The 26,455-nt window shown below is 67.8% G+C and carries 16 protein-coding genes and 3 pseudogenes; 12 read left to right on the forward strand and 7 right to left on the reverse strand.

Annotation, left to right across the window (positions count from 1 at the left end; all coding sequences use genetic code 11):
- Nucleotides 1-278: 278 nt before the first annotated feature.
- Together ACGFNH_RS30235 and ACGFNH_RS30240 are read right to left on the reverse strand one after the other, a co-directional pair.
- A complete protein-coding gene (locus tag ACGFNH_RS30235; RefSeq protein ID WP_393659159.1) occupies nucleotides 279-638 on the reverse strand; it encodes a hypothetical protein in 360 nt (119 codons plus the stop codon).
- Between the two features lie 253 nt (nucleotides 639-891).
- A complete protein-coding gene (locus ACGFNH_RS30240) occupies nucleotides 892-1,305 on the reverse strand; it encodes a cytidine deaminase family protein (protein ID WP_393659161.1) in 414 nt (137 codons plus the stop codon).
- 687 nt (nucleotides 1,306-1,992) lie between these two features.
- Here ACGFNH_RS30240 and ACGFNH_RS30245 point away from each other — a divergent pair.
- Nucleotides 1,993-4,761 (forward strand): ATP-binding protein, encoded by a 2,769-nt coding sequence (locus tag ACGFNH_RS30245; protein ID WP_393659219.1) that lies wholly within the window; start codon nucleotides 1,993-1,995, stop codon nucleotides 4,759-4,761.
- 452 nt (nucleotides 4,762-5,213) lie between these two features.
- On the opposite strand, the gene ACGFNH_RS30250 is transcribed toward ACGFNH_RS30245, so the two are convergent.
- A complete protein-coding gene (locus ACGFNH_RS30250) occupies nucleotides 5,214-5,678 on the reverse strand; it encodes a hypothetical protein (protein WP_393659163.1) in 465 nt (154 codons plus the stop codon).
- Between the two features lie 672 nt (nucleotides 5,679-6,350).
- Nucleotides 6,351-6,995 carry a DNA alkylation repair protein gene (locus ACGFNH_RS30255; protein WP_393659221.1) on the reverse strand — a complete coding sequence of 215 codons (645 nt, stop codon included), beginning with the start codon at nucleotides 6,993-6,995 and terminating at the stop codon, nucleotides 6,351-6,353.
- Between the two features lie 200 nt (nucleotides 6,996-7,195).
- Here ACGFNH_RS30255 and ACGFNH_RS30260 point away from each other — a divergent pair, with 200 nt between their 5' ends.
- Nucleotides 7,196-7,630 (forward strand): GNAT family N-acetyltransferase, encoded by a 435-nt coding sequence (locus ACGFNH_RS30260; RefSeq protein WP_393659165.1) that lies wholly within the window; start codon nucleotides 7,196-7,198, stop codon nucleotides 7,628-7,630.
- Nucleotides 7,631-7,806: 176 nt separating this feature from the next.
- On the opposite strand, the gene ACGFNH_RS30265 is transcribed toward ACGFNH_RS30260, so the two are convergent.
- Both ACGFNH_RS30265 and ACGFNH_RS30270 read right to left on the reverse strand, forming a co-directional pair.
- Nucleotides 7,807-9,201: a phosphatase PAP2 family protein gene (locus tag ACGFNH_RS30265; RefSeq protein ID WP_393659222.1), complete on the reverse strand. Its 1,395-nt coding sequence runs from the start codon at nucleotides 9,199-9,201 to the stop codon at nucleotides 7,807-7,809.
- Nucleotides 9,202-9,634: 433 nt separating this feature from the next.
- Nucleotides 9,635-10,540, reverse strand: a complete 906-nt coding sequence (locus ACGFNH_RS30270) for an MBL fold metallo-hydrolase (protein ID WP_393659167.1) — start codon at nucleotides 10,538-10,540, stop codon at nucleotides 9,635-9,637.
- 688 nt (nucleotides 10,541-11,228) lie between these two features.
- On the opposite strand from ACGFNH_RS30270, the gene ACGFNH_RS30275 reads away from it, so the two are divergent.
- Together ACGFNH_RS30275 and ACGFNH_RS30280 are read left to right on the forward strand one after the other, a co-directional pair.
- Entirely contained in the window at nucleotides 11,229-14,525 is a 3,297-nt protein-coding gene (locus tag ACGFNH_RS30275) for a glucan 1,4-alpha-glucosidase (RefSeq protein ID WP_393659169.1), read from the forward strand.
- Between the two features lie 780 nt (nucleotides 14,526-15,305).
- Nucleotides 15,306-15,950, forward strand: coding sequence for a LysE family translocator (locus tag ACGFNH_RS30280; protein WP_393659171.1), 645 nt, complete (start codon nucleotides 15,306-15,308; stop codon nucleotides 15,948-15,950).
- A gap of 129 nt (nucleotides 15,951-16,079) precedes the next feature.
- Here ACGFNH_RS30280 and ACGFNH_RS30285 read toward each other — a convergent pair.
- Nucleotides 16,080-16,331: pseudogene (locus ACGFNH_RS30285) on the reverse strand (transposase); the annotation flags it as partial.
- Nucleotides 16,332-16,614: 283 nt separating this feature from the next.
- Between ACGFNH_RS30285 and ACGFNH_RS30290 the strand changes: the two are divergent.
- From ACGFNH_RS30290 to ACGFNH_RS30325, 8 genes and pseudogenes are all read left to right on the forward strand, one after another.
- A complete protein-coding gene (locus tag ACGFNH_RS30290) occupies nucleotides 16,615-16,974 on the forward strand; it encodes a DUF6191 domain-containing protein (RefSeq protein ID WP_393659173.1) in 360 nt (119 codons plus the stop codon).
- A 24-nt stretch (nucleotides 16,975-16,998) separates the two neighbouring features.
- A complete protein-coding gene (locus ACGFNH_RS30295; RefSeq protein ID WP_393659174.1) occupies nucleotides 16,999-18,516 on the forward strand; it encodes a SpoIIE family protein phosphatase in 1,518 nt (505 codons plus the stop codon).
- A gap of 534 nt (nucleotides 18,517-19,050) precedes the next feature.
- Nucleotides 19,051-21,915, forward strand: coding sequence for a SpoIIE family protein phosphatase (locus tag ACGFNH_RS30300; RefSeq protein ID WP_393659176.1), 2,865 nt, complete (start codon nucleotides 19,051-19,053; stop codon nucleotides 21,913-21,915).
- A gap of 94 nt (nucleotides 21,916-22,009) precedes the next feature.
- Nucleotides 22,010-22,318 (forward strand): annotated as a pseudogene (locus ACGFNH_RS30305) (transposase); the annotation flags it as partial.
- 541 nt (nucleotides 22,319-22,859) lie between these two features.
- Entirely contained in the window at nucleotides 22,860-23,063 is a 204-nt protein-coding gene (locus ACGFNH_RS30310) for a hypothetical protein (protein WP_393659178.1), read from the forward strand.
- Nucleotides 23,064-23,168: 105 nt separating this feature from the next.
- Nucleotides 23,169-23,513: pseudogene (locus tag ACGFNH_RS30315) on the forward strand (TetR family transcriptional regulator); the annotation flags it as partial.
- Nucleotides 23,514-24,053: 540 nt separating this feature from the next.
- Nucleotides 24,054-24,476 (forward strand): ankyrin repeat domain-containing protein, encoded by a 423-nt coding sequence (locus tag ACGFNH_RS30320; RefSeq protein WP_393659180.1) that lies wholly within the window; start codon nucleotides 24,054-24,056, stop codon nucleotides 24,474-24,476.
- A gap of 877 nt (nucleotides 24,477-25,353) precedes the next feature.
- On the forward strand, nucleotides 25,354-25,659 hold the full coding sequence (locus ACGFNH_RS30325; protein ID WP_393659182.1) for a hypothetical protein: 306 nt from the start codon (nucleotides 25,354-25,356) through the stop codon (nucleotides 25,657-25,659).
- Nucleotides 25,660-26,455 lie beyond the last annotated feature (796 nt).

Raw genomic sequence — 26,455 nt, forward strand, 5'->3', positions numbered from 1 at the left:
TCCCGGCAGGCGATCAACAGATGCATTCAGCTTACGACGTCCGCCCCATTACAGCGCGTGGCAGCTACAGCGTGTAGCAGTGGCCCTTGATCAAGCGGCAGTTGCCTGCTTCTTTGATACGGACCGTGACGAGCAGGATCTCCGTCGAGGACCGGAAGATCATCAACGGCATGGTCCGGAATCTCCTGGCGGGACCCGCCGGCCCAGGGCCCCCTGGAAGGGGTGTACACCCGCACCCGCCGCTACGCCGCATCCGGCGGGATTCCTTTGCGCAACCCTCAGCGCAACCACCGCAGAGCTGCGTCGGCGCAATCCTCGGGGCTGCTGTTGAAGGCGATGGCCGCATCGGGTGCGTGCTGCCGGACCAGGTTGACGATCTTCTCGAAGAGTTCGAGCAGCGGCTCGTGCTTGCGGATGCCGCCTCCGATCACTACGCACTCGTAGCCTGTGCGCGTCAGCGCCGCCACGATCGCCCCTTCGGGGTTCTCGTCGAGCGACAACAGGCACCAGTCGGCCTCGATACCGTGATCGTCGAAACGGGCCTGACCGCGTGCCATCGCAGCCTGGACCGGCTCCGGGTCCCAGCCCTGGAGCTTGGCGGGATCGAGACCGACCACCAGTACTCGTGCCACTGTCATCTGTTCTCCTTGTCGCGGAACGTTCCACGCGGGCGCGGTCGTTGCAGGTGCCTGCTTCCTCTCCATCGTCGCCGAGTCGCTCCTGGACCGGCTGATCAACACCAGCCACCAGGTCATCAAGCACGGCTCCAGCTACCGGCCAAACAAGTGCCGCACGAACCCCACCGACAAGCCACAGATCAACTAGTGCCGCATCAGGCAGCGTTCGCCCACATGCCGCCCTGTGGCATCGGTTCGTGCGGAGTGGCGCGCTCTACTCAGCGTCGAGTTGGTGATCGGCCCAGACGTAGCTTTCGGGGAGCAGGTCGGTGACGGAGACAGTTCGGAGGCGGTCGCCTGCGCCGACAATGACCTTCAGGACGGGGAAGTAGTCGAGAAGGACCTGACGGCACCGGCCGCACGGGGGAACAACCCCCCGGTCGCGGTCGCCCACGGCGACAATCGTGTCCAGGACGTAGACGCCCTGGGCTGCCGCCGTGCCGATGAGGACCAGCTCTGCGCAGGGACCTCCGGTGAAGTGGTAGGCATTCACCGCGGTGACGATCCGGCCGTCCGGGGCACGGGCTGCGGCCGCCATGGTGTGGTTGTCGCCCCGGCAGCGAGTGCGCGCAACATTGGCCGCGGCATGGATGAGTTCGTGGTCAACGTGGCTGGTCTGCCTGGCCATTCTCTCTGCTTTCGACGGTGTCAGGCGACGTTGGCCCGAGTGACGAGGGTGCGCAAGCGAATATCGGCAGAGTGCCTGTTCCGTCAGATGATGCAGCGGCGGATCATGTTGCCCTCCTTCTCGTGGCCGGCGCGGTCGATGCCGTCGGCGTGCAGTCGAGCTCGACGTTGTTGGCCGCGGCTCAGTTGCCGACCTGGGTGCCCTATTCGTGGGCAGGTACGGAGAGAAGGTGTTGAGAGCGATCGCGAACTGGATCCTCGCGGGGGAGAACCTGCGCAGGTAGCGGCGGAACTCTGGAAACCTCGTCCGGTTCTTCTTCGGCTTGATGTGGCCGGAGGGCCTGTCCCTACCCAGGTCGTAGGAGGCGAACAGATGACGCGGACCCCGTGCGGGCGAGTGCAGGTCGCCCGCAGGCCGAGGCCTGGGCTCCCGCACTGAGCCCTGTGCTTCCCGCCGCGCTCGGCCCACTGCCGCCAGGGTGGGCCGGAGACTCCAGGGGGCGGAATTCGTCGAGACAGAACACCACATCCGGCTCTCCGTCCTCGGGTATGGCCTTGCCGTCCGCGCGACCGCGTACGGGCGCTCGTCGCGGGCCGTTTGGCCGCGCAGTCGGGGTCGCGGGCGGACTTCCAGGCCGTAAGCTGGTATGAATTTCCGCCGATATCTGGGCGTGCGCGCATGACGGACATGAGTCATAACCAATTGTTCGTGGGCCGCCACAGTGAGTTGTTGAGGCTCCAAGAGTGTGCGAGGGAGGCACAAGGGGGCCGACCTCGGGTGGTGCTGCTGGAGGGCGGCCCGGGGATGGGCAAGACCGCTCTGGTGCGTCAGTGGTTGGACGACGAGGACCGCGGGGCGATTACGCTGCTGCGCGCGTACGGTGACTCCTCGGAGTCGGACCTGGATTTCGGGATTGTCGCGCAATTGATCGCCGGCGTGCCTCGGGAGCGAGAGGAGCGTTTTCCATCGCTGCGCGACGGCGTTCCGGCGGCCGGAGCGTCCTCGTTGCAGGTGGGCGGGCATTTGCTGGGTCTGCTGGACGACCTCGAGGCCCGTGGGCCGATCGGGGTGGTCGTGGAGGATGTGCACTGGGCGGACCAGGCGTCTCTGCAGGCCCTGGCGTTCGTGCTGCGCCGCTTGGAGGCGGACCGCGTCCTGGCCGTGCTCACCGCTCGTGGTCCTGTCCCCGAGGAGATCCGCAAGCTTGCCGTGGACCGGGAAGGGGGGCTTCACCTCACGCTCACGGGGCTGCAGGAGGATCCGATCGCCCAGCTGGTGCACCACGCCACTGGAAAACCCGCCGACGCACAGACGGCGGCCCGGTTGCGGGAACACACCGACGGCAACCCCCTCTACCTGCGCACTCTGCTGGCTGAACTGCCGGTCGAGTTGCTGAGCGGGGGACAGTCGCCGGAGCCGGGGGAGTCCTGGCCCGTCCCCGCCACGCTCGCGGATGCCGTCAGCCGTCAGCTCTGTACCTTGCCTCCCGCCTCTCGAGCTCTGGTCGAGGCCGCCGCCGTCCTGGCCGTACGCGCTCCACTGTCCACTGTTGGCCGACTGGCCGGGGTCCAGGATGCGGCCGGCGCTCTGCAGCCGGCCCTCGCGGCGAATCTGCTGCGCTGGTGGCCGAACGAGCCCACCACGCCCGTCATGATCACCCACGCCCTGCAACGTCATGCGGTCATCGAAGCCTTGGCCCCCACCCGGCGGCGGGATCTGCACCGCCGTGCCGCCGGCCTGGTCGACGCCGCTGCGACGTGGCGGCATCTGGTCGCTGCCGCCGACGGTCCCGATGATCACCTCGCCGCCCAACTGGAACAGGCCGCCGAAGGTTACCTGGCCGACTGGGCCACTGAACGCGCCGCCACCTTTCTGCTGTGGGCATCCGACCTCGCCACCACTGGCGCCGAGCGTGAACGCCTTCTCCTCACCGCAGCGGCCCGTCTTCTCTATGTCACTCGAATCGCCCGCGTCCAGCCCCTTCTCCCCACCATCCAGGCCTGCACGCCCGGCCCTCTGCGCTCGCTGGTGACGGGGGCATACGCCTTGCTCTCGGGGGATCTGGGAAAGGCCGAACAGGACTTCGCCTCGATCCTTGAAACGGCCCGAGGGGACTCTGCAGGAGACTGGGTCGCCGCCATGGCAGGGATCGGTGCGGCACTCGTGCCCTATTTCCGGGGCACCGATGGGGACGAAATGATCCGACTCTCCCAGCAGGTTCTCGCTCTGGAGAGCCTCGATCCCGCGCTCGCTTACATGCCCAAGAGCAGCCTCATACTGGGCAGAATGTTTGTTGACGGCCCTGAGGCTGCGCTCCAGGAATGCAACAGAGTCTTTCCGCTCCCTCCGGCACACCGCGTATCCCCTGCTGACGCATGGCCACTTGCGCACCGCGGAACCAGCCAACTTTGCTGCGGGATGGTCACGGCGGCACAGGAAGACATGTACCAATCGTTGCGCCTGGGGGAGGGCGGGGTCAGTCAGGGGCGGGAGGAGCAGGCTTACATGTACCTCACCGTCGCGTGCTATTGGGTCGGGGAATGGAACGATGCCGCGATCAACGCCGACCTTGCTCTCACCGCTGTCAGGACGGAACAACGCCTCTATTCGTTCGCGGATATCTACAGCTATGCGTCCTGGGTGCCTTCGAGTCGGGGCGAATACCGCCTGGCAGCGGAACTCCTGCAAGTCGCCGAACAGTACACACTGCCGTACAACGAATGTCTCCTGCACATGAGTCGGGCGGTCGAGGCCCAGGGCCGTTCCGATTACAACGCCATGCTCAAGGCTGTCGAGCGCATGCTTGAGTCGCCCCCGGGGCGGGTCGTAGGGCAACAAATGCTGTGGAGGCCCCTGCAGGTCGAGGCCCTCATCCGCACCAGACACCTCAACAGAGCCGCTCTCGCCCTCAAGCAACTCACAACGTTCGCGGAATCACTGCCTTCCTTGCACCTTTCCGTGGCATGGCTGTCCGGCGAGCTTGCCCAGGCGCACGGACATACTGCCGCCGCCCAACTCCACTATGAGGATGGGCTGGCACTTCCAACCAGCCCCGACGAAAACGCACTCCACCATGCCTTCCTCGAGCATGCCTACGGGCGGCTCCTGGCCGCTCAGAGCCAACCCGAGCGGGCACTCAAATGGCTGGAGCGAGCCCGCGACCGTTTCACGGCGTTGCAGGCCCAACCCTTCCTCGGCCGCTGTCAGGCCGACCTCGCCACAGCCGGAGGAGCCACTTCCGGCGCGCGCGGCACGCAGAGCCCGACCGTTCTGACCGGCCGGGAACGCGACATCGCCCACCTTGTCGGCCAGGGCCTGACCAACAAGGAAATCGCGGGTCAACTCTTCATCAGCAGCAGGACCGTCGAATATCACCTGGGCCACATCTACGCCAAGCTCAGCCTGGCCAACCGCCGCGAACTCCGTGACCACATACGTCACCACCAGGCCGCGTAACCGAGTTCAGCCGGACCGAATGGTCTGGGCGGATGAATCCGGAACCGACGGCGATGGGCAGGGCTCAGGGCGGAGTTCGCGAAGCGAGGGACTGACACGAATTCGCCGCGTGGACGGGTCGGTCAGGCTGGGATCGGTTCGCAGTGGGGGAGGGGCAGGCCGAGGTAGTTGGGTTCATCATTTGGGTTCATCAATAGGCGGGTAACCGAGTGACGTTCCGTGCCCCGGAAGCCTCGGAGCAGGGTCCGCCGCGCTGGAACTGGGCTGCGGAAGAGGAGACAACCGCGCGCACGTCGCGACACCGGGCGCGCGCCACCGGCGTGGACCTGTCCCTCGCCCAGTTGCGGCGGGGTGACCGAGCGGGGGCCGAATGAGGCGGACGACTTCCGGGGGCGGGGCGGCGTCACCGTCGTTGGCCGGGTGGGACGCCGCCCCTGGTGCCGACCGGCGCGTCAGAAGACGAACGGGCCGGGGTTCTGCGGAGTGGTCGCGTTGCAGGTCGCCGTGATGCCGAAGACGACGACGGTGAGGGAGGTCGCCTCAAGGCTGTCACCGGCGGCGACTGTGCCGTTCAGCGGCCCGGTGGAGACGGCGCTGCCGGCCGGGATCGCGGGGTTGGCGTTGCCGGTGAACGTGGTAGTGCCGGATCCGTTCGTGGTCAGGGTGAGAGTGGACTCGACGGAGTTCGCCGAGATGGGGATGGGGGCGGTGATGGCATCGGTGGAGACGGTGATCGTCGCTGCCGTACCGTCCTGGGTGGCCGTGAGGGTCGCTTCCCCGGAGCCGAACGAGCCGCAGTCGAATGCCAACGTGGCCGTCGTGGGATCGACCGCGTGGGCCGCGGGCGCCATGGCGAGGGTGCCGGCGGCGAGGGTGCCTATGAGGAAGGTGGCCGTGCGGAGGGTGCCGTGCTTCATTGGGGGTCCCGCCTTCTTGTGTGGGGTTCACGGGATGCCGTCGTCGCTGCCAACAGGGGGGCTGATGGGCAGTCAGTGACGGTTGTCATTGGGGCGTCAACACCCCGAGAAAACAAGTCGGTTGACCGTGATTGTTGAGGTGTAACGGTCATTCCTATTTTCGGAAGAGCTCGGAGCCGGCAGGCTCCGTACGCCGGCCCCCCGGGTACCACGATCGCTCCTTGATGGAGCCTGGCCGGCGTGCCCGGAGACCTCGCGACGTCATGGTTCGGCGCTGTGGACCGCAGCCCTTGAGTGGCACCCGACGCGATCGTCCCCAATCGTCGGGGGTGCGATCATGGACGGTGCGCCATGCGTGGGCCAGTGAGTTGAGCCCCTCGTATGAGCCGGCCTCCCCAGCAGGTCAGCGCGCAGCACAGCCCGGGAGCGTGACCCAGTCCCACTGAGGGGTCTCCCCGAGCGACTCTCCTCAAGATCCTCGCGACCCACGGACCGGCCGTCGCGACGCTTGGTCACACGTCCGCACCACGGCGAGCGGCCAGGTCGCTTCAATCGACTCTGGCAGGCCCGGCGTGCTCTCCAGTCGTAAGCGACGTGAGATCCCCGACGGCCGGTTGGTATCGGGTGCCGTGTTCTGGGGGAGTAGCGGCACGAGCGTGAGCGCGAGTCTTCCTACCGGTCGTGCTGTCGGCGCACCATCTCGGTGATCCAGATGGGCGCGAACGGAGACGTGCAGCCCGGCGAAGTCGGGTAGTCCTTGAGCACCTCCAGGCGCTCACCGATGTCGATTGCCCGGGTGCGGTGCTCGGCGTGCTCGATCCCGATCTGAGCGAGGCAGTGGTTCATCGCCCACTGCAGGCGATCCGGGGCGTCTTTCATCTCCGCCTCGATGACGTCGATCAGTCCTGCGAGGTCGAGGCCGTCGGGCTTCTTCGCCACGCGTTCGGTGGTCAGCGCCCAGCCGGCACTCGCGACCACGGGATCCGAATCGGCGGACCAGGCCGAGCGGAGCTCTTCGGAGTGCGGGTTCTTCTTCACCACGTAGTTCACGAGCCAGTCGTGCACCTTGGGGGTGCGCGCGTCGCGCAACATGACGTCCAACTCGTCACGCTCGAACGCCTTCGGGCGACAGATGAGGATAGCCAGCAGTCTCGCCGCGGTGTCATCCGTCTCCCAGAGCCGGCACGCGAGTTCCTGCTGCGTTTTGAGCCGCTTCGCGAGTGCGCGGAGCTTGCTGAGGTTCACACCGTGATCGTCACCGTGTTTCTCGTTCACCTCGCGAGTCTTCGGGTCCTCGAGCTCGGCCAACTCGGCCATCACCTCGGCCACCGTCGTCTCGGTCAGCGTCGTCTCGGCCACCTCAGCCTCCTGTCCATCACGTGCGAGATGCAGCCTACGACGGAAGTCGGCCTCCTGTCGTACACGCTGGCTCGGCGGCAGCCACCGACACGAAGTCCCAGGTCTCCACACATGTGCAGCACTGCTCGGCACTGGCCGTCCCCGATAGATTCCAGAGCATGAGCGTTGAGACCGAGGCCGTTCACGAGGCGACTGGCGAAGTGGTGGAGGCGTTTGCTCGACTCCTTCCGCAGCTGTCGTCCAAGGCCAAGCCCCTGGATGAGGAAGCAGTGGGGCGACTGGTGGCTGCCAGTACCAACACGCTGCTGGTGGCCCGTGTCGAGGGCGTGATCGTCGGGGCGTTGACGTTGGTGATGTCCCCCTTGCCGTCCGGCCTGCGGGCTCACATCGAGGACGTGGTGGTCGATGCTGCCGCACGTGGCCACGGGGTCGGCAGAGTCCTGATCGACAAGGCCCTTGCCCTGGCCGCGGACGCAGGAGCCCGAAGCGTCGACCTCACATCGCGGCCTTCGCGAGAGGCCGCGAATCGCTTGTATGAGCGGGCGGGTTTCCAACGGAGAGAGTCGACTGTCTATCGAGTCGCCCTGAGCTGAAGTGCGGGCTCACTCTCGGACCGGATCAGCGCCGGACCACAAGGACGTGCCCCAACGAGCACGTCGCGCCCTCGTCCTGTTGGGCGCTGTGGTGCTGCCGGTGTTCTGCCTGTCCTCGTGCAGCCGTGGATCGCCGGTGAGGAGTCGTGGCGTCGGCGGCTCGCCGGAGCAATGGCTCAGGGCACCTGCCCGTAGGTGATGGGTGTGCTGGGGCCGGTCGCGGCGAGGTCGAAGTCCTCGCGTTTCGGCAGGAGTTGCCGCGCTGGTACGGCCTTCGATTCCCACAGTCCGGTGGTCCGTGCGTAGCCGAGGATCACCGAGGCCATGGCGAGAATGAGCAGGGGTCCGAACAGCCACGGATGGTTGGCCATCTCCAGCGGAAGATAGCGGTATGCCACCAGGAGTGCTGTGAAGACCGTTGCGCCGTAGGCGACCAGCTGGATTCCTGACCGGTCCCAGCCGCGTGCGAGCGAGCGCATCGCTGCCTCGATCGTGAGCGTGAACACCACGCCGGCAACGAGATCAACGCCGTAGTGGTAGCCGAAGCCCAGCGTTGCGCCGAGCGTGGCGATCAGCCAGAACGTGCCTGCGAATCGCAGAATGCGTGGCCCCTTGCGGGAATGAATGAAGATCGCGGTGGCCCATGCCGTATGCAGGCTGGGCATGCAGTTGCGTGGGGTGATCTCGTCGAATGGCATCTCGTGGGGGATGGTGATCGGCGGCGGCGTGTTCGGCCACAGGTTGGCCATGGCCAGGTGCCCGCCGTCGGCGCCGTAGGCAAAGATCGGTCCGACCACCGGGAAGATCATGTAGATGCCCGGTCCCAGGAGGCCGATGGCCAGGAAGGTGCGTACCAGATGGTGGCGCGGAAAACGGCGCTCGACCGCCACGTGACGCATTTGGTACAGCGCGACGATGACCGCGGCCACCGCAAGCTGAATGTAGACGTAGTCGAGAACATGGGCGCCGATCGGGCCTGTGGCTTTGACGATCCGGCCCACCATCCACGACGGGTTGCCGAGCGCGTGATCGGCGGTTGCCAGGTACTGGTCGAGCACCGTAGGGCGGGTCTTCGACGTGATGAGCAGCCAGGTGTCGCCGGTCTTGCGGCCGGCCACCAGCAGCAGGCCCAGCCCTACGCCCTTCAGTAGCAGGTCACGTTCCCGGCCGGTGCGGCGCGTGATGGCGATGACCGCAAAGCCCAGAATCACCCACAAAGCGCCATTGCCGAAGGGGTGGCGGCCGTCGGTCGTATGTGCGTCGACCGCCCACCGCACCAGAAAGAAGGCGATGTCGATGCCGATCGCGACGCCGGCTGCGATGAACCGTTGCCGCCAGGAGAGCACCACCATCATCAACGCCATACTGGCGTACAGCAGCGGCCCTGATTTGGGGGCGAATATCACCTCTTGGGCCTGGTTGGTGATCGGCCCCGGCTGCCCGTAGCGACGTGCGGCGATCTCCAGCGCGATGAGGAATCCCAGGGCCACCACACCCGCTGCGGCCCACAAAATCGCCCGTGGTTGACGCCATGTGGCAGGCGTAATTCTGCTGTTTATTCGCGAGAACACCCGCGATGATGTCGATGTCAATTGTTTGACCGTTTTGTTAGATATTGGCTAAGTGGCTCACTCTTCGTGCGGGATGGCATGGTTTTCCGGTGAAGGGTGAACGATCAGGGTGATCGTCATAGGTCGATCATGTTATCGGAGAGGCGTGGGTGGGCCTCCGTCGGACCGGCTGGTGCGAAGGTCGGTCGATCCTGCGCTCGTTGGTCCAGCGCCCACCGGTAGCGGTTACCGGTCCCGTACGGGATGGGTGAGTTACGGATCACCGCGGCGCGTGGGGGGCCGGGGTGGGCCGTTCGGACCCGTTCCGCGCGGACATCGGGCGGGGGCCTTCGTGGGGAGGCTCCCGCCTGCCGTGCGGGGTTCGACCCGCGTGGGCGTGGCCGGTGATCAACACGAACCCGCCTGCCTGGTTGTCGCGAAGGCAGGTGCGTTGTCATGACGGTTCGGGCACGAGCCGGTAGGCGTCCCCGTGGGTGATCACGTGGCCGGCAGTGGGCGGCGCGAAGTGGGTACCCAGCACGAGGGTGCCCGTTCCGGCCAGGGACTCGAGCAACATGCGTCGTGTGGCCTCGGACTGTCCGGGGTCGATGTCGACGCAGGAACCGATGGCCGGATGGGCGAACTGGACCGGGTGGTGGATGCAGTCGCCTGTGATCAGCGCTGTTTCGCCGTGGCTGCTCATCTGGACGGCGACGTGTCCGGGGGTGTGGCCGGGTGTGGGCAGCAGGCGCAGACCAGGAGCGACCTCGGCACCTTCGGCAGGGACGTCGACGAGGTCGAACAGTCCCGCCTCTTCGATGGGGATCACGGAATCGCGGAACATCTGCATGCGCGCCTCGTCCATGTCGTACCCGCGCCAGAACTCCCGCTCGGTGCGGGAGGTCACGTAGCGGGCATGGGGGAACGTGGGCGCCCAAGTGCCATCGACTTCCCTGGTGTTCCAGCCGACGTGGTCGGCGTGCAGATGGGTCAGGACGACCAGGTCGACCGAGTCCGGGGGGAACCCGGCGGCCGCCAGGCGCTCGAGGTAGTCGGTCCGCAGGTTGTGCCAGGCCGGGTTGGCCCGTGACTTGCCGTTGCCGACGCCGGTGTCGACCAGGACGCGCATCCCGTCGACGACGATGGCGAAACTGTGGCTGTCGATGTGGAGGATGCCCTGAGGGTCGGCGAAGTCGGGTTGCAGCCAGTCCTGCCCGGCAACGATGTCGGGGGTTGCCCCCGGCAGCAGCCACGGCCCGGTCTCGGGCGGCAGGAGGACTTCGTCGATGCGGTGGACGGTGACATCACCCACGGTCCAGGAGGGGAGGGCGGTGGAGTTGTCGGCCGCTGAAGCGTTCATGAAGCGCGTTCCCTTTGGTCTCTCCACCCGGAGGCGGTCGTCTGCTGCGTGGGGTGCCTTGCGATCACGGTGAGTGCTGCCAGGGCCTTCGTGGTGCGTGCAGGCTGCGGCACTTCCTCTGCACCGGGGCCCTCGCCATGGTCAAGCCCGGCCGCTGTCAACAATGCTTGTGATCAACGCAGTTCGGGGGAGGTGCATTCCTCCGTCGCGCCAGGCGGTTGGGGGTGCCCTCCTCACGTCGCCGTCCGTGGAGGCCTCGCCCAGCCGCCCCCGGGGATCGTTCATCCGCGGGAGCTTGCCGGCCGGTGAGGTTGCCCGCGCACTGTCTCGGAGTTCGACAGAGGCGCTCCGAGCAACAGGGGTCTCCTGGCGGAGCCGTCGAACAAGCCGACCCAGTTTTCTTCGCGGAGAAACCCTATTGGGGGTGGAAGCGGGGTCGGCCGCCGATTGACCTCGCCTGTGGGGCGTTCTGGCAGCAGTGTTGACGCTTGGATACTTCCGCCGTAGAACTAATCCCTGTAGTCCAGCCGTGCCCGCCACGCGTTGCGCCCTCACCCCGGCACTTGGGGATTGGGCTCCTCATGTCCAGGCTGCTGGTGCCCCTCACGTCCCTTCGGCTCGTGGCAGGGCAACTGTCCGGGCGGTCGTGGCCGCTGCGTCCTCCACCGCCGTACCCAGGAGTTGCTCGATGGCCCCTGCAGAGCAGGACCTCACCGGACGTCGTGTCCCGCCCGTACGCCGTACCGCGCGCATCGCTGCCATGGTCGCCCTCGGCATCACCGCCGGGCTGCTGCCCGTGAGTCCCGTCGCCGGCGCGAGCACGGCAACCGCCACCGCCCGCGAAGGGGACGGCGACGCGCCCGGCGGCCCCGGTGCCGACGCAACCTGGACCACCGGCGACAAGGAAGGTGTCGGCACGGCGCTCTCCGAGCGTTCCAAGGTCTGGTACACGCTGACCGGCGGCGGCATGAGCGAGGTCTACTACCCGAGCGCGGACACGCCCAACGTCCGGCAGATGCAGTTCGCCGTCACCGACGGCAACTCGTTCACCCAGCGCGAGGACCAGCACACCGAGCACACCGTACGGCTCGTCGACTCCGACTCGCTCACCTACCGTCAGACCACCACCGACAAGGCGGGCCGCTGGCGGCTGACGAAGACCTACGTCACCGATCCCGACCGGTCGTCCGTGCTGGTCAACGTCCGGTTCAAAGCCCTCAAGGGCGGCCCGTACCAGCTCTACGTGCTCTTCGACCCGTCGCTCGCCGGCGACTCGGGCAACGACATCGGGCGCAGCTCGGGTGACGCGCTGGTCACCACCGACAGCCACAAGGACGGCGCCCCGGTGGCAGGGGCGTTGGCCGTCTCCACCGGCTTCTCCGGCACCACCACCGGCTATGTCGGCAGCAGCAGCGACGGCTGGACCGATCTGGACCGGCACCACAAGCTGACCGCGACCCACTCCCGGGCGGGTGCCGGCAACATCAACCAGGTCGGCCGGATACCGGTCGCCGCCGGCGGCACCACCGACGTCACCCTCGCCCTCGGCTTCGGCGGTAACGGCAAAGACGCACTGAGCACCGCCCGCGCCAGCCTGGCCCGGCCCTTCGACACCACCGCCCGGCGGTACCGGAGCGGCTGGCAGCAGTACCTCGCCGGGCTCCGCGCCGTACCCCGGCAGCTCAGGGGCACGGACATGGAGAAGCAGTACCGGGCCTCGGTGATGACCGTACGGGCACACGAGGACAAGACCTACCCGGGCGCCTTCAGCGCTTCCCTCACCATTCCGTGGGGCCAGAGTGTGAAGGCGGACGGAGGTGGAGGCGGCGGAGGCGGCTACCACTTCGTCTGGGCACGCGACGAGTACCAGCAGGTGACCGGTCTCCTCGCGGCGGGCGACACCGCGGCGGCCCGGCGCGCGGTGAAGTGGCTCTTCACCCGCCAGCAACTCCCCGACGGGCACTTCCCGCAGACCTCGCACACCGACGGCACCCCCGACCAGACGAACATCCAGCTGGACGAGACCGCGTTCCCGATCCTGCTCGCCTGGCAGGTCGGGCGGCATGACCGGGCCTTCTACCGCGACCACGTCCGCAAGGCCGCCGACTATCTCGTCGCCCACGGCCCCAGCACCCCGCAGGAGCGCTGGGAGGAGACCGGCGGATACTCGCCCTCAACACTCGCCGACATGATCGCTGCCCTCACAGCCGCCGCGGACATCGCGCGCCGCAACGGTGACGGCGCCGGCGCCGCCGTCTACCAGGCCACCGCCGACTCCTGGCAGCGGCAGGTCGAGAAGTGGACCTACACCACCAACGGGCCGATCGGTGACGGAAAGTACTACCTCCGCATCAGCGGCAGCGGGGACCCCAACGACGGTGCCGTCCGCAACTGGGCCAACGGGGCCGGCCCGCACCCCGAGAACGCGCTCACCGACGCCGGCTTCCTCGAACTCGTACGACTCGGGGTGAAGTCCCCGCACGACCCGTACGTGGCGCACTCCCTCGCCGCCGTCGACGCGTCCCTGAAGGTCCGCACCCCCAGCGGCGAGCTGTGGCGGCGGTACACCTACGACGGCTACGGCGAGACAGCGGACGGCGCGCCCTGGACGGGCAAGGGCGTCGGACGGCCGTGGCCCCTGCTGTCGGGGGAGCGCGGGGAGTACGAACTCGCCCGCGGCGGCGACGCGATGACCCATCTGCGGACCATGGCCGCGACCGCCAACGACGGCTACATGATCCCCGAGCAGGTGTGGGACCGGCCGGAGCCCACGGACCACGGCCATGTCTTCGGCAAGGGCACCGGGTCGGCCGCCCCGCTCGCCTGGGCGATGTCACAGTACGTGCGGCTGGCGCAGGGCATCCGTGCGGGCGCGCCTGTGGAGACGCCGCGGGTCGTGGCCCGCCGGTACGCGACCGGGCAGACGCCCGCGGCCCCGGAGCTGACCGTCACCAGTCCCGCGAACCTGTCCACCGTCGACAGCCGCACCGTCCGCGTCACCGGCACGACCTCGGCACGACGGGTGTACGTGTCCGCCGACGGGAGGAAGAAGGAAGTGCCCGTCCATGACGGGAAGTTCGACGCCCGCCTCCACCTACAGGGGATCAGCACCAAGGTGACCATCGCCGCTGTCGGTCGCGACGGCGGAACGGCCGAAGCGGTGCGCACGGTGATGTCTCTTGGAAAACACCTCGGCGGGCTCAAGGACCCGGCCGGTGACGACCACGGCCCCGGCAGCTACACCCTGCCGACGGACACGGCGTTCGTTCCGGGGGTCTTCGATCTGCGGGCGTTCGACGTCTACCGCGACGGCGAACTCGTACGGCTGGTCGCGCGGATCGACGGGCAGATCACCAACCCCTGGGGCGGTGACGGCATCAGCCTGCAGCGCCTCAACGTCTACGTCCGCGATCCGCAGGCGGAGAAGACGACGAGCCACGCCCTTCCCGGCACCAATGCCGACACCGACGGTGCATGGCAACTCGCAGTCGTCGGGGAGGGCCGCCACCACACGAGCCGCTTCGGCCTCGGTGCCTACGGTCCCGGTCTGAAGCGCTCGGCAAAGGTGGAGCTGGGGGTGATCCCCGCCGGGCACCGGATTGTTCTCACGCTGCCCGCCACCGCGTTCGGGGCGCTCGACCCGGCGAAGGCCGAGTACCAGGTGTCGATGCTCGGCGAGAGCGACGACGGCGAGGGCATCGGCAACGTTCGTCCGGTCTACAGCCTCGACCACTGGAACAACGGCCCGTCGTGGGTGAAGCAGTTCCGGTTCGGCGGCGGAGCCGGCGAGACGGACAGCTCGCAGGAGAGTCAGGACACCGACACGTCCGACCCCAACACCATCGACATCATCACCGGACCGGGACAGGCACAGAAGGAGATCCTGGACTGGAAGGCGAACGCTCCCGTGCAGTTGCCGTTCGCGGGCGTCACAGTTGATCAAGCCAGGTTGAACGGTGGGGGAGCTTCCCGGGAGCGTAGGTAGTTCCGGGCCTCCTGCTCCGGGACGGGCACGCCGTCCAGATACCACTCGACATGACGGCCGCGCTCGATTCGACGGACGGTCGAGCCACCGAGGTAGGTGAGCTGGGTGTCGCTGTTCACTCGACGGAACAGGCGGATCACGGGCGTCGTTCCTTGAGGTGGCCCGGGTGTTCGGCGTAAGGCGCTGACCCTTCGCCGCACTGGGGTTCTTCGGACTCAGGGTCTCGGGACAGTCAGTGCGTGTGGAACGGCGGTGTCAACCGGCCGGCGTGGTGCTCCACGTGGCTCTGACCTGATGCTGTCGGGCCATGGTTCCTCGGAGACCAGGGAGAAATGGCCGGGCCTGCTGGTCCACGTTCGACAGCTCCACGGTGACCATTCTGATTCCGGTCCCTGACAACGCACTGGAAGGATCGACCAGTTCCGGAGCACCTCTCCCGGTGGTTGCGGAGAGCCACAGCGAAGGCCACGCAGAAGACAACCGCCAAGAGGCCGGCGAAGAAGACGACGGCTGGGGCGCGGGAAGGCGGGCGCCAGGGCCTGACCGAGGGGCAGGGTTTCGGAGGGGTCCTTGTGTTCCGTCCGGCGGATCGTCGGTGGGAGCCGGAATGTGATGGTGTCGTGGTGACCCGGCCGATCGTGGGCGCGGACGGCGTCGGCTGCCTGCACGGAGAGCATGCGTCAGAGCCTGGCGATATCGGCATGCGGATGTGCCTAGAGGGGACGGCCCGCCGTCTGTTTGCATAGCCCCTGGACAAGCAATTCAGGAGGTGACGGACACATGGTGCCCGTAGAGAGCATTCTCGTGTTCGCGGCGATGTCGCTGCTGGTGATCGTGGTTCCGGGGCCGAGCGTCCTGTTCGTGATCGGCAGAGCCCTCGCGCACGGTCGTCGCACGGCGCTCGCGACGGTCCTGGGCAACCTGGTCGGTTCGTACATCCTCGTGATTGCTGTGGCGTGGGGCCTCGGCGCGCTGGTGGAGAAATCGGCGACGGTGTTCCTGGGCGTGAAGCTGGCAGGGGCGGTGTATCTCGTCTACCTCGGCGTACAGGCATTCCGGCACCGCAAGGAGCTGCGCGCGGCGGACATGGAGGTCCCGGCGAGTGAGCGGCGCGGTGATCTGCGCACGGTCCTGGACGGCATTTTCGTGGGGGTCACCAACCCGAAGGGCATCGTCTTCTTCGCGGCGGTGCTGCCGCAGTTCGTGGATCACGCGGCTGGCCATGTCCCCGTCCAGATGATGGTGTTGGGCCTGGTCCCGGTCGCTATCGGCATGATGACGGACACCCTGTGGGGCCTGGGAGCCTCGGCGGCCCGTTCCTGGTTCGCCCGCTCGGACCGTCGTCTGTCGATGGTCGGCGGGGCGGGCGGATTCGCAATGATCGGCCTGGGCGTAACGGTGGCGGCGACGGGCCGTGCCGACTAGGCCGTTTCGCTTGGATCGGCGAGCTGGTGGTCCGCACGATCGTGGAGTCCACGGAGACGACCCAGTTCGGGTCATCTTCCGCATCGGCCTTGGGCAACCAGCGCAGTGAACGCCCCCCTCCCAGGTGCCGTCGGCGGACCACATCCGTAGCCGGTTGGAGACACCTCGCCAGTTGCTGTACTTCTCCGCCAGGTGCACCCACTGTGATGCCGTCTGGAACTTCCATGCGATCGCGTCGATCACCTCTCGGTGGTCCCGCCACCGGCCACCTGCTTCGGCATCCGATCTGGGAGTAGGGATGCGATGCGCGCCCACTGCGCGTCCGTCAACGGCACACCTTGACCCGGCCCAGGGTGCCACCCGGAAGCGCCTGCCGGTCACTCGCCCCCATCTTGATCAAAACGAAACTGCCTAGGTGTATTGAGCGATTGGTTGTGTGACCAGGTCGACGATTGCATCGTTCTGGCCGCTGTGGGGCGGGGTGATCAGTCGGATCAGGAATGCGCTCGGCTGGAGTCGCACTTGCCGAATCCCCCGCCCGGGCGGCGGGCATCCGCGCACGCGCCCCGATCATCGAGGGAACGATCAACGCCCTCACGCTTCCGCGCAGTGGCCACCCGATTCGACAAGAGGGCGTACATCTTCCGCGGTATTCACAGCGGTCGTGAACGGAAACAAGACAGCGGAGCTGGAGCAGCGGCGGGTGGAGCTGCTGCTGCGGGACGACGGGAGCGATGGTGCGCCGCCCCGCTCCAGCATCGACCTCACCAGTGCACCGCGCTCTTCGTGCCTTGCTGCCCACCCCCGAGGAACGAAGAACCTCGCTCTCCACCTTGTCAGGGCCATGAGCGGAGGAATTCGCCTGGCTATCGTGGGAGTAACCCCGAGTGGCGCGCTCCAAGCAGGGTGCTCTTCCTGCTCCTCGCCCGGCGGTGGGCGTGCATGCGCGGGCGGCGGAGGGAGACGATGGGGTTGCCGGGCCACGGACGCCGGCACGGGTCCGGTCCGGCGGACGGCAGTCTGACCGGCGGCCGGAAGGAGCCTGGGTATGGGTGCGACCGAACCCTATCGGGGCGATCCCGGCACGGAAGGGCTCGTTCCAACCGGGCCGGGTGGCCTGCTGGATGTGCTGAACGTGGCCGCCGTCCTTCTCGATGCCGAGGGCAGAATTGATCTCTGGAGCCCGCAGGCCGAGATCCTTTTCGGCTACAGCGCCGAGGAGGCCCTGGGCACATACGCGGCGCACCTGCTGATCGACAAGGAGCACCTGGACGCGGTGCTGGCGTTGTTCGCCCAGGTCATGCAAGGCGGCGAGAGCTGGGCAGGTGTCTTCCCCGTCCGGCACAAGGACGGCAGTACGCGGCTGGTGGAGTTTCGCAACATGCGGTTGCAGGACGACCAGCACGACTACTACGCGCTGGGCCTGGCCACCGACCAGGCGACGCTGCGGCAGGTGGAACGGAACCTGGCCCTGTCCGCCCAGCTGGTGTCCCAGTCGCCGATCGGGCTGGGATTGCTGGACACCCACCTCCGGTACATCTCCGTCAACCCCGCGGAGGAACGGATGAACGGCGTGCCCGCGGCCGAGCATGTCGGCCGCCACGTCCATGAGGTGCTGCCCTTCCTCGATCAGTCCTTCGAAGCAGCCATGCGCGACGTCCTGGCCACCGGGGACCCGATCCTGGACCAGTACACCGTCGGCCGCACCCCGGCCGACCCGGACAACGATCACGCCTGGTCGATCTCGTTCTACCGGCTCGAGACGCCGAACGGGACAGTGCTGGGAGTGGCCACATCCAGTGTCGACGTCACCGACCGGCACCGCGCCGTGGAAGAACAGCGCCGCACCGCGCTCACCCTTCAGCGCAGCCTGCTGCCCCACCCTCCTCCACAGCGACCTGGTCTCGACGTCGCATTTCGCTACCGCCCCGCACAGGCCACGATCGAGATCGGCGGCGACTGGTTCGACGTCATCCCCCTGACCGGCGACAAGACAGCCCTCGTCGTCGGCGACGTCATGGGCAGCGGCGTCGCGGCCGCAGCCACCATGGGACAGCTGCGCACCGCCACGAGAACCCTGGCTGATCTCGATCTTGCCCCCGCCCAGGTTCTGCACCACCTCGATCACATCACGGACGGTCTCGACACCATCGCGACCTGCGTCTATGCCGTCTTCAACCCCCACACCGCGCAATGCCACGTCTCCCTGGCCGGGCACCTGCCGCCCGTCCTCCTTCGCTCGGACGGCACCCGCGAGCTCCTCGACCTGCCCACCGGAGCGCCCCTGGGCGGATGCGGCATTCCCTTCAACACCGACTCCATCGGCATCGGGCCGGGCGACCAGCTCATCCTCTACACCGACGGCCTCGTCGAGACCCGCGCTCAGCCGATCGACGACCGCCTGGACGCTCTTCTCGACATCCTCGACGACCCCGACCGCTCACTGAACGCCACCTGTGACCTGCTTCTGCACACACTGCGTGACGAGGGTGACCATGACGACGTCGCCCTGCTCATCGCCCGAGCCGGTCACGGCCCTGCGGGCGAGGAGATCAGTGGAGCATGAGGAATTGAGGGATCGTTCAGCGCTGCGGAGGGCTGGCGCCGACCGCACGAACGAGCGCTGCACGCACCCGCCCGCTGACGGCCCGTGGCCGCCTGCAGGTCACTGCGGATACGGCGGCAAAGCGGTGCGACGACGGGCAAATACGGCCATATGGCGGATATAGTCGGAACGGAGACATGCGCAGTCTCAAGGAGAACGGAGACATGCGCAGTCTCAAGGAGCAGGGATCGCGCACCGCTTCCGGGAAGACGTGCCGTGGCTCCCTTATTGCCAGCGCATGACCGGCCCGCGATGTGCATCTTTTTGAGAATGCCTCGCCGTGCGACCAGGCGACGGTCAACCCGCCGCATGGCGCACGGCACCGGTCCGCGAGGGGCCACTCGGCGCGGGGGCAGATCCGTCGCCGCCCGCGGTCGCCCGCTCGCTGGTACGTGACGAGGCCCAGGATGCCGTTCAGGACTGACTGGTCAAGGGCGTTTCGAGAGACGCAACCAGCTCCGGTCCCTGGTGAGTGAAAGGAAAGGAGTGGACCACGTGACCGTCAGCTGGCACGACGTCACCGCCCTCTCCGAAGCCCACGAGCGGCTCCTGGCGGGCATGCCGGTTGGGTCGGTGGTGCGCGATCCCATCCAGGCCTCCTGGCGACGGTGCCGGTCCCTGGGCCTTGAGCCGGACCACCGCGGGGACATCCCCTACCAGCAGGACCTGGACGACGTCTGCAGTCTCGCCGACGCCGCCCGCCCCGTACTCGAAAACCTGGAGTCCCGCCTTTCGGGCATCCGGATGACCGTGCTCCTCAGCGACGAGCACGCCCGGGTGCTCCAGCGCCGGGTAGGCGAGCCACCGCTCAACCGGTATCTCGACTCCATTCAGCTCGCACCGGGATTCGCCATCCCCGAGGAGGTCATCGGTACCAACGGCATCGGCACCGCCCTGGCAACGCGGCGGCCGGCCTTCGTATGCGGCCGCGAGCACTACTCGGACCACTGGCGAGACATCGCCTGTGCGGGCGCGCCCGTACGCGACCCGCTGAGCGGGCACGTCATCGGGGTGCTCGACCTGACGTGTCTGCGCGTTCACTCCCAGTCCTCCATGCTGGCCATGGCTCTCGATGCGGCCCACGACATCGAACAGCAGCTGCTGCGACGCGCCACGTCCCGCGAACGCGCCCTGCTCCAGGCGGTCCACGACGCCCGCCGCCGGACGGCGGCCGGCGGACCGGTCAGGGCAGGCATTCCGGCGACCGACATGCTCGACAGCCACGACCAGCGGATTCTGGAGGAAAGCGCGGCTGGGCTGATCTCCTCGGGGCGGGCCGGTCTCGCCGAAGTGCAGCTCCCGCGCGGGCGTACGGCTGTCCTCCTCTGCCGGCCGGTCACCAGCCCCTCCGGCGTCACGGGCTTCGCCGTCGAGGCCGTCTTCCCTCCCGGTGTCATGCATCGCCTCACCCCGACGGATCCCGAGGCCGCACCACCGGTCACCGCACCACCGGGCACCGCACCACCTGTCACTACCCCGCCGTTCCCCTCGCCCCGCGGCAGGCCCGTTGTCGTGGAATCACCTGAGATGGCGGCTTCCCCCGCGACCGGCCCACTCACCGAGCCTGCCACTCGCACCGACCCGTGGCTGCTCGCGGTGGGCGAGCCCGGCATCGTGCGGCTCGCCGTACGAGCCCGCGAGCGTCTGGGGCTCCTCTATGACGCCAGTGCCTGTGTCGGCACCACACTGGACGTGACCCGGACCGCCGAGGAGCTGACCGAACTGGTCGCCCCCCGGTTCGCCGACTTCGCCGCCGTCGACCTGCCGCCGGCGGTCCTGCTCGGCGAGGAACCGATCCGCGTGGACGGCCCGCTGCGCCGGGCAGCGATCACCGGCATCCACGAGGACTCCCCCCTTTACGCCGTGGGCGACCTGGTCACCTTCGCCGCGAACACACCGCAGGCCAGGTCCCTCACGAGCGAGGATCCCGTCCTGGAGCCGGAGTTGGGCAGGGCCGCGGGCTGGCTCGCTCAGGATCCATACGGCGGCGAGAAGGTCCTGGACGCCGGCGTCCACTCACTCATCACCGTGCCCATGCGGGCCCGCGGAACGGTGCTCGGCGTGGTCAGCTTCTACCGTTCCCGCCTCCAGGAGCCCTTCGATGACGACGACCTCTCACTGGCCGAGGAATTTGTCGGACGGGCAGCGCTGTGCATCGACAATGCCCGCCGCTTCACCCGCGAGCACGCCGTGGCCCTCGCTCTGCAGCGCAGCCTGCTGCCGCGTGGGCTACCCGCACAGCGCGCCGTGGAGGCAGCCCACCGCTACCTACCTGCACGGTCCGGGGTCGGCGGCGACTGGTTCGACGTCATCCCGCTGTCCGGCGCGCGGGTGGCGCTGGTCGTCGGCGACGTCGTCGGCCACGGCCTGCACGCCGCCGCCACCATGGGCCGGCTGCGCACCGCGGTCCACAACTTCTCCTCCCTCGATCTCGCCGTCGACGAGGTCCTCGCCCACCTCGACGACCTGGTCGCGCGCCTCCAACTCGACCAGCTGGAGGCGGAGAAGGGCAGCCAGGAGGAAACCGCCGGCCAGGAGATCATCGGCGGGAGCTGCCTGTACGCCGTCTACGACCCGACCACGCGGCGCTGCACCTTGGCCCGCGCCGGCCACCCGCCGCCGGCCCTGGTCCTGCCCGACGGCACCGTGGAGTACCTGGAGCTGCCCGCGGGACCCCCACTCGGTCTGGGCGGCCACCCCTTCGAGACCGCTGAGGTCGAAGTGCCCGAAGACAGCCTGCTGGTCCTCTACACGGACGGGCTGCTCGAGCACATCGGCGAACGGGACGTCGCGCTGGGGCTCGATCAGCTGCGCAGGCTGCTCGCCCAACCGGCCCGGACTCCGGAGCAGACCTGCCGGGCACTGGACGCACTGATGACCATGCACCCCGACGACGACGTCGCCGTGCTCGTGGCCCGCACCAGGGCGCTGGACGCCGACCACGTCGCCACCTGGGACGTGCCCGCCGAGCCCGCCATCGTCTCCCGGATCCGCAGCGAGGTGATCTCACAACTGACCCGGTGGGGCCTGGAAGAGCTGGCGTACACCACCGCGCTCACCACCAGCGAGCTGGTCACCAACGCCATCCGCTACGGCGGAGAGCCCATCACACTGCGTCTCGTGCGCGACCGCACACTGATCTGCGAGGTCTCCGACGGCAGCAGTACCTCCCCCCATCTCCGCCGCGCCCACACCACCGACGAGGGCGGTCGCGGGCTCTACCTGGTCGCCCAGCTCGTGCAGCGCTGGGGCACCCGCTACGGTGCCCACGGCAAGGTCATCTGGACCGAGCAGCCCCTGACACCGCTGTGCGATCGCCCGGGCGGTTTCGACGCCTCGTTGCCGATAGAAGCGATCTGAGCGAGGCGGCGGAACCTGGCAAAGTCCCATGCGACAGCTGGGAAAACCGCGCCCTACACGGCGAGTTGCCCGTAGTTCTGGGCATGGGGGTGCAGTGGGGTGGATCGTTGCGGAGGGCCTGCGGAAGATCGCCCCAGTCCGTTGTTGCCGCTGGTTCGCGTGCGACCGCAAGGCGGTTGGATCGCCGATATCGATGACGAGGCGGTCTGGCCCCGATCATCTACGTACTGGTCAGCGGCTGTGCCTGGAGGGCCTTGCCACCTCGCTGTGGGGCAGCGATGTCGACTGTGCATCGCCGCTTGCCATCTGGTCCCGTGCGGCGGTCCGGGGGCGGCTGCACGAGAAGGTTCGCCAACTCCTGGATGAGCAGGACCTGGTCGACCTCTCCCGCATGGATCTCGACCGCAAACGGTGGACGTACATCTCGGTCGCATCGACCGCGCGTTGGACATCGACGCCGTCAACGACAGGTGCCGTGCAGCCCCCGGCAAGCGTCGGCACTCTGGCCCCGACCGGGAACTCGGCGCCGACGCTGGCCCCTTCGCGGCTTCGACATCCACTACCACGCCGAAACCGGCGAGAACCAGGGCGCTTCTTCCGGATCATCGAGCCGACCAGATGAAGATGCCGGCGAGGTGGAGTGCGGCCAGGTATCTGGCAGGTATGTGGAGGGGAGCCCATGAGCCGGGTAGCCGGGCGGGTGTTGATTGCCTGCCGAAGGTGAGTGGGATGTTGAAGCCGTGGCCTGCGCTCAGTGTTGGACCGCGCCAGGTGAAGTCGTAGAGCCAGGTGTGCTGCATCGATGACCACCTCGGCACCAGGCATCCCGGGGTGTTGCTGGTGCCACCCCGCGATCTGGGTGGTGGCACCAGTGCGGCGCGCGGCATGTTCCCGGAAGAGTGGTTGGCGGGGACGAACCGGTCCCGCTGAACCAAGGGGGACTCATGGCGAACGGATGCCGTGACTGCAGGACGTGTACGAAGCCCGGTCTGATCCGGATGGTGCAGGACTGGACGCTGGGGGTGGTGTATCTGTGCACCGCGGGGCTCATCTTCGTGATGAAGCGCGGGTTCTTGAGGCACTGCCCGCAGTGCAAGCACCGGCTGGGCGCCCACCGCCGACGTATCGACGGCTCGTTCCAGGACTGACCCGCGCGGGTTGGATGAGCGGGGGTCGTCGGACCCCACCGACGAGGAATGACTCATGAGCACGGTCGCCGGAACCGCGTCCGCTCCTATGGCCATCAGCCTCTGCAACGTACCGGGTGTACCGGGCTCAACGACGCGCCCCAGGTGCGCAGGGTCCACTGCATGATCCTCGACGCGCCCTCGCTGGTGGCCCGGACGGAACGCTTCAAGTCCGGCGCCGAACAAGCGCTCGCCCAGGCACTGCACGAAACGGCAGAAACTCCGGAACTCACCGCGCGGCTTGCTGCCGTCCAAATCGTCGCGGTCCACTGGGCACTGGCACAGGACAACGCCGAACGCCTGGCGTACGCGGATCCGGCCGACGAGCGCTATGAGCGAGCGGTGGCCGACGCGGAACACGCGTTCGCGCTGCTGGAGAACGGATTGCGACACCTGACCTCGCAGCAGTGACTCCAGGGCCCGAGCATCGAGCGTCGGCGTCGCCAGTGCCCTTCAGTCGGCGGGCCGGCTAGGGACGTCTCGGCTGTCACCACAACGGAGACCCGGGCCCTCATCCCGTTCTGTGCGCGGCAGATCGCCTCGCCGCCGCCATGTACCGGCTTGCGAGCGCTTCCTGCGGAACGCCACCGCCACAGCGGCCGGTTGAACATGCCCGCAGCCCACCCAGGTCAACGTTGTGCGCAAGGCCTCGTGGGTCCGCCGCCCGGCAAGAGTGCAGGAACACAAGATCGCCGCAGCGGTCGCGATCGTCCTCGCCGTGGGCGGGTGAACCTCCGTGGGCTGGAAACCGCGTTCGCGTCCGGCGGCGGGGAGGATGTCACCAGGGCCATCGGACGCAGGACCCTGGAATCAACCGCCTGAAGAGGCATCGAGCCGTAGCAACGCGACACGACGAACTCGCCGTTCACGACGTAGCAACCGCTGGTCGCGACCCTTAACCAGTGGATATGACTCGCCCCGCCACGTACCCAGTCACTAACCTCGGCTGCCATGAACCAGCGGCAGCAGAAGAAGCTCTCCCGACGTCTCTTCGAAGCAATACCGGTGGGCGACGCCGCCGTCGTGAAGGTGGTACTGCGTGCTGGGGGCGACCCGGAGCGAGCCGACAGCGAGGGCACCACCCCTCTGTATTCGGCATCCGTGAACGGAGAAGCGGAGATCGCCCGACTGCTCCTGGCAGCCGGTGCTTCCCCTGACGCCGAGAGCAGCGGGCTCGGCGCCGAAGGCACGCCGCTGTGCGCGGCCGCATGCTGGGGGCACACCGAGACAGTGCGCGAGCTGTTGGCGCACGGCGCCGACCCGAACGTGCGGGAAGATCACGGCGCAGGCTGGTCGCCCCTGGACTGGGCGAACAACGGCCCCCATCCCGAAACTGCCGCTCTTCTCACCACAGCGGGTGCGACCACCAGCTAGGGCATGCGTAGCAGCGCCGTCCATCATCACAAATCCCACCAGTCGGCTATGGGCCTAAAGAGCCACTCTCGCAACAGGCCCTGGCTCCGTTTCAGCTGTCAGAGCGTGCTGCCGGGTCGGGCAGAGGGCCCGCACCGCAGGTGGCGGGCTTCGGGAACGGGGCCCTACTGCTTGCACAAGCACGGAGCTCGGTGGGTCGAGGGGGCGACCTCGGCATCGGGCGCGCGCCGAGGACGGTAATGGACGCTTCCAGGTGCCCGGGAGACATCCGTGAGGCCGGTCGCGAGGGCGTCGAGCACAGTCCTGTCGTGGCGGTGCCCCGCCAGGCGCAGCAGCGCCGCTCTTACCAAACGGCCATCAATCAACGAGGCCGGCGCACTTGCTCTACCGCAGTTCTTCGAGAACCCCCATTGGGGGCGATGTACGGCTCGGACGCTCGCGTTGGTGCAGGGGTTGGGGCATGCTGATTTTCTCCAGTTCCGGGTTGGGATCTGGCTGACAAGGGCGGCCCCGTATCGACCAGCGTCTGGGTGGGGCCGCCCTTGGTTGAGCTGCGGCGAAAAGGGAGTGGGAGCCGGCCACTGGCGCAGCACTTCTCTGCACCGGCGGGAAACCAGGGCCTCATTCGGCCGTACGTCGCCCGGCCGTCCTCTTGAGAGCAGCAGCTTCAGTGGGAACGGCCGTGCAAGAACGCCGGCTTTACTCACCTCACGCAAACATCTGTTCGGATTGTGAAGTCATCGGTGTATTCGGTCGAACGGATGATATTGCGTGCGGAGACGGCGCGGACGGCCCAAGGGGGGTTAGAGACGTACGTCGGCGGAGGTAGGCGTGACTTCGTTCTTCAATCCGGAGAAGGGCTGAGAAGGAGAAGCAAGTGCGTACTTTCATCAAGGCGTCAATCACCACTGTTGCTGCGGCTGGTTTGATCTGCGGTTCCGCGGCAGCCGCGACGGCCGGCGAGCGGGGCCACCAGCCGCGTGACAACCATGACCAGATCAACGTGTGCGGGAATGTCGAGCAGCAGCAGAGTGGCGGCCTCCTCGGCGAACTCCTCGGTGACGCCGAGCAGGAAGCAGAAGGTCCCGTGATCTGCCAGAACGGCGTGGAGAACTCGGTGGACGACCACAGTGTTCGGTTCACGCTCCTCGACCTCGGCGGGCTCGGGGTGCCGCTGGTCTGAAGCGACCGCTGAGGCTCAAGACCTGAGAGCTTCGCGCGTCCCTCGGAGAGGGCAATGTGCCCGATGGACGGTGCCGCGCGCTGAAGTCTTGTGCTGGACGCGATCTCTTCTGTGGGGAGGAATACGCCCGCGTCCTGCGGGCGTATTCCTCCCTTTGCCTTGTCACGGAGGTGTCAGGACAGAGGGCAGGCCGGTCCTGGGCGTGCGGCTGCTGATCGTGGCGCGGCGTTCTCGGCCGGTATCGCGGGCCTCGCGGTCGCGGTGGTGGGCGGAACGCGTATCCGATGGTCATGCCGTACGGCGGCCCACTTCGGTTCGGCCCGGCTCAGCACGCCGTCGCTCTGACGGTCTGGACGGGATTCTTGGGTCCGGCTGCGGGTGCCGCGGAGTCATCGGCCGGCATTCGGCTCGGTGCTGCAGGCTGTCCGGGGTGTGGAAGTCGCGCACGTTCCTGCGGACGCGGGCGGGACATCACTGCAGTGCAGGGGTGTGACGTCACGGTCAGCGGGTGCCGAGCGCCTCGGGGGACGCATTGGTCGGTCATCGATCGCTGCGGCGGTTCTGCCCCGTCCCCCGCGAGGACTCTCGGAGCGGGGTCGGTATCCCGCACCTCGGCCGGGGAGGGGCCTGCCCTGCGCGAGAACCCGGGTTGCTGATCCGCGGTCAGAGGCGGCGACAGCACTCAGACCAGAGTCCCCGGCAATGTAAGCATGATCACTTCGAGCGTGCGCTCTCGCAATGGCAACACGCCCGAGCCCGCAGCCCGGCCATCGTCTTCTTGGGTCAGCACTCCATT

The sequence above is a fragment of the Streptomyces sp. NPDC048639 genome, from assembly GCF_043199075.1.
Classification (GTDB): Bacteria; Actinomycetota; Actinomycetes; order Streptomycetales; family Streptomycetaceae; genus Streptomyces.

Coding starts and splice junctions, on each gene's coding strand:
- ACGFNH_RS30255 (WP_393659221.1), bottom strand. CDS start 6,995: ATGGCCGAGTTGGCCGAGCTCGAGGACCCGAAGACTCGCGAGGTGAAC.
- ACGFNH_RS30245 (WP_393659219.1), top strand. CDS start 1,993: ATGAGTCATAACCAATTGTTCGTGGGCCGCCACAGTGAGTTGTTGAGG.
- ACGFNH_RS30240 (WP_393659161.1), bottom strand. CDS start 1,305: ATGGCCAGGCAGACCAGCCACGTTGACCACGAACTCATCCATGCCGCG.
- ACGFNH_RS30320 (WP_393659180.1), top strand. CDS start 24,054: ATGAACCAGCGGCAGCAGAAGAAGCTCTCCCGACGTCTCTTCGAAGCA.
- ACGFNH_RS30250 (WP_393659163.1), bottom strand. CDS start 5,678: ATGAAGCACGGCACCCTCCGCACGGCCACCTTCCTCATAGGCACCCTC.
- ACGFNH_RS30280 (WP_393659171.1), top strand. CDS start 15,306: ATGGTGCCCGTAGAGAGCATTCTCGTGTTCGCGGCGATGTCGCTGCTG.
- ACGFNH_RS30275 (WP_393659169.1), top strand. CDS start 11,229: ATGGCCCCTGCAGAGCAGGACCTCACCGGACGTCGTGTCCCGCCCGTA.
- ACGFNH_RS30235 (WP_393659159.1), bottom strand. CDS start 638: ATGACAGTGGCACGAGTACTGGTGGTCGGTCTCGATCCCGCCAAGCTC.
- ACGFNH_RS30270 (WP_393659167.1), bottom strand. CDS start 10,540: ATGAACGCTTCAGCGGCCGACAACTCCACCGCCCTCCCCTCCTGGACC.
- ACGFNH_RS30295 (WP_393659174.1), top strand. CDS start 16,999: ATGGGTGCGACCGAACCCTATCGGGGCGATCCCGGCACGGAAGGGCTC.
- ACGFNH_RS30310 (WP_393659178.1), top strand. CDS start 22,860: ATGGCGAACGGATGCCGTGACTGCAGGACGTGTACGAAGCCCGGTCTG.
- ACGFNH_RS30260 (WP_393659165.1), top strand. CDS start 7,196: ATGAGCGTTGAGACCGAGGCCGTTCACGAGGCGACTGGCGAAGTGGTG.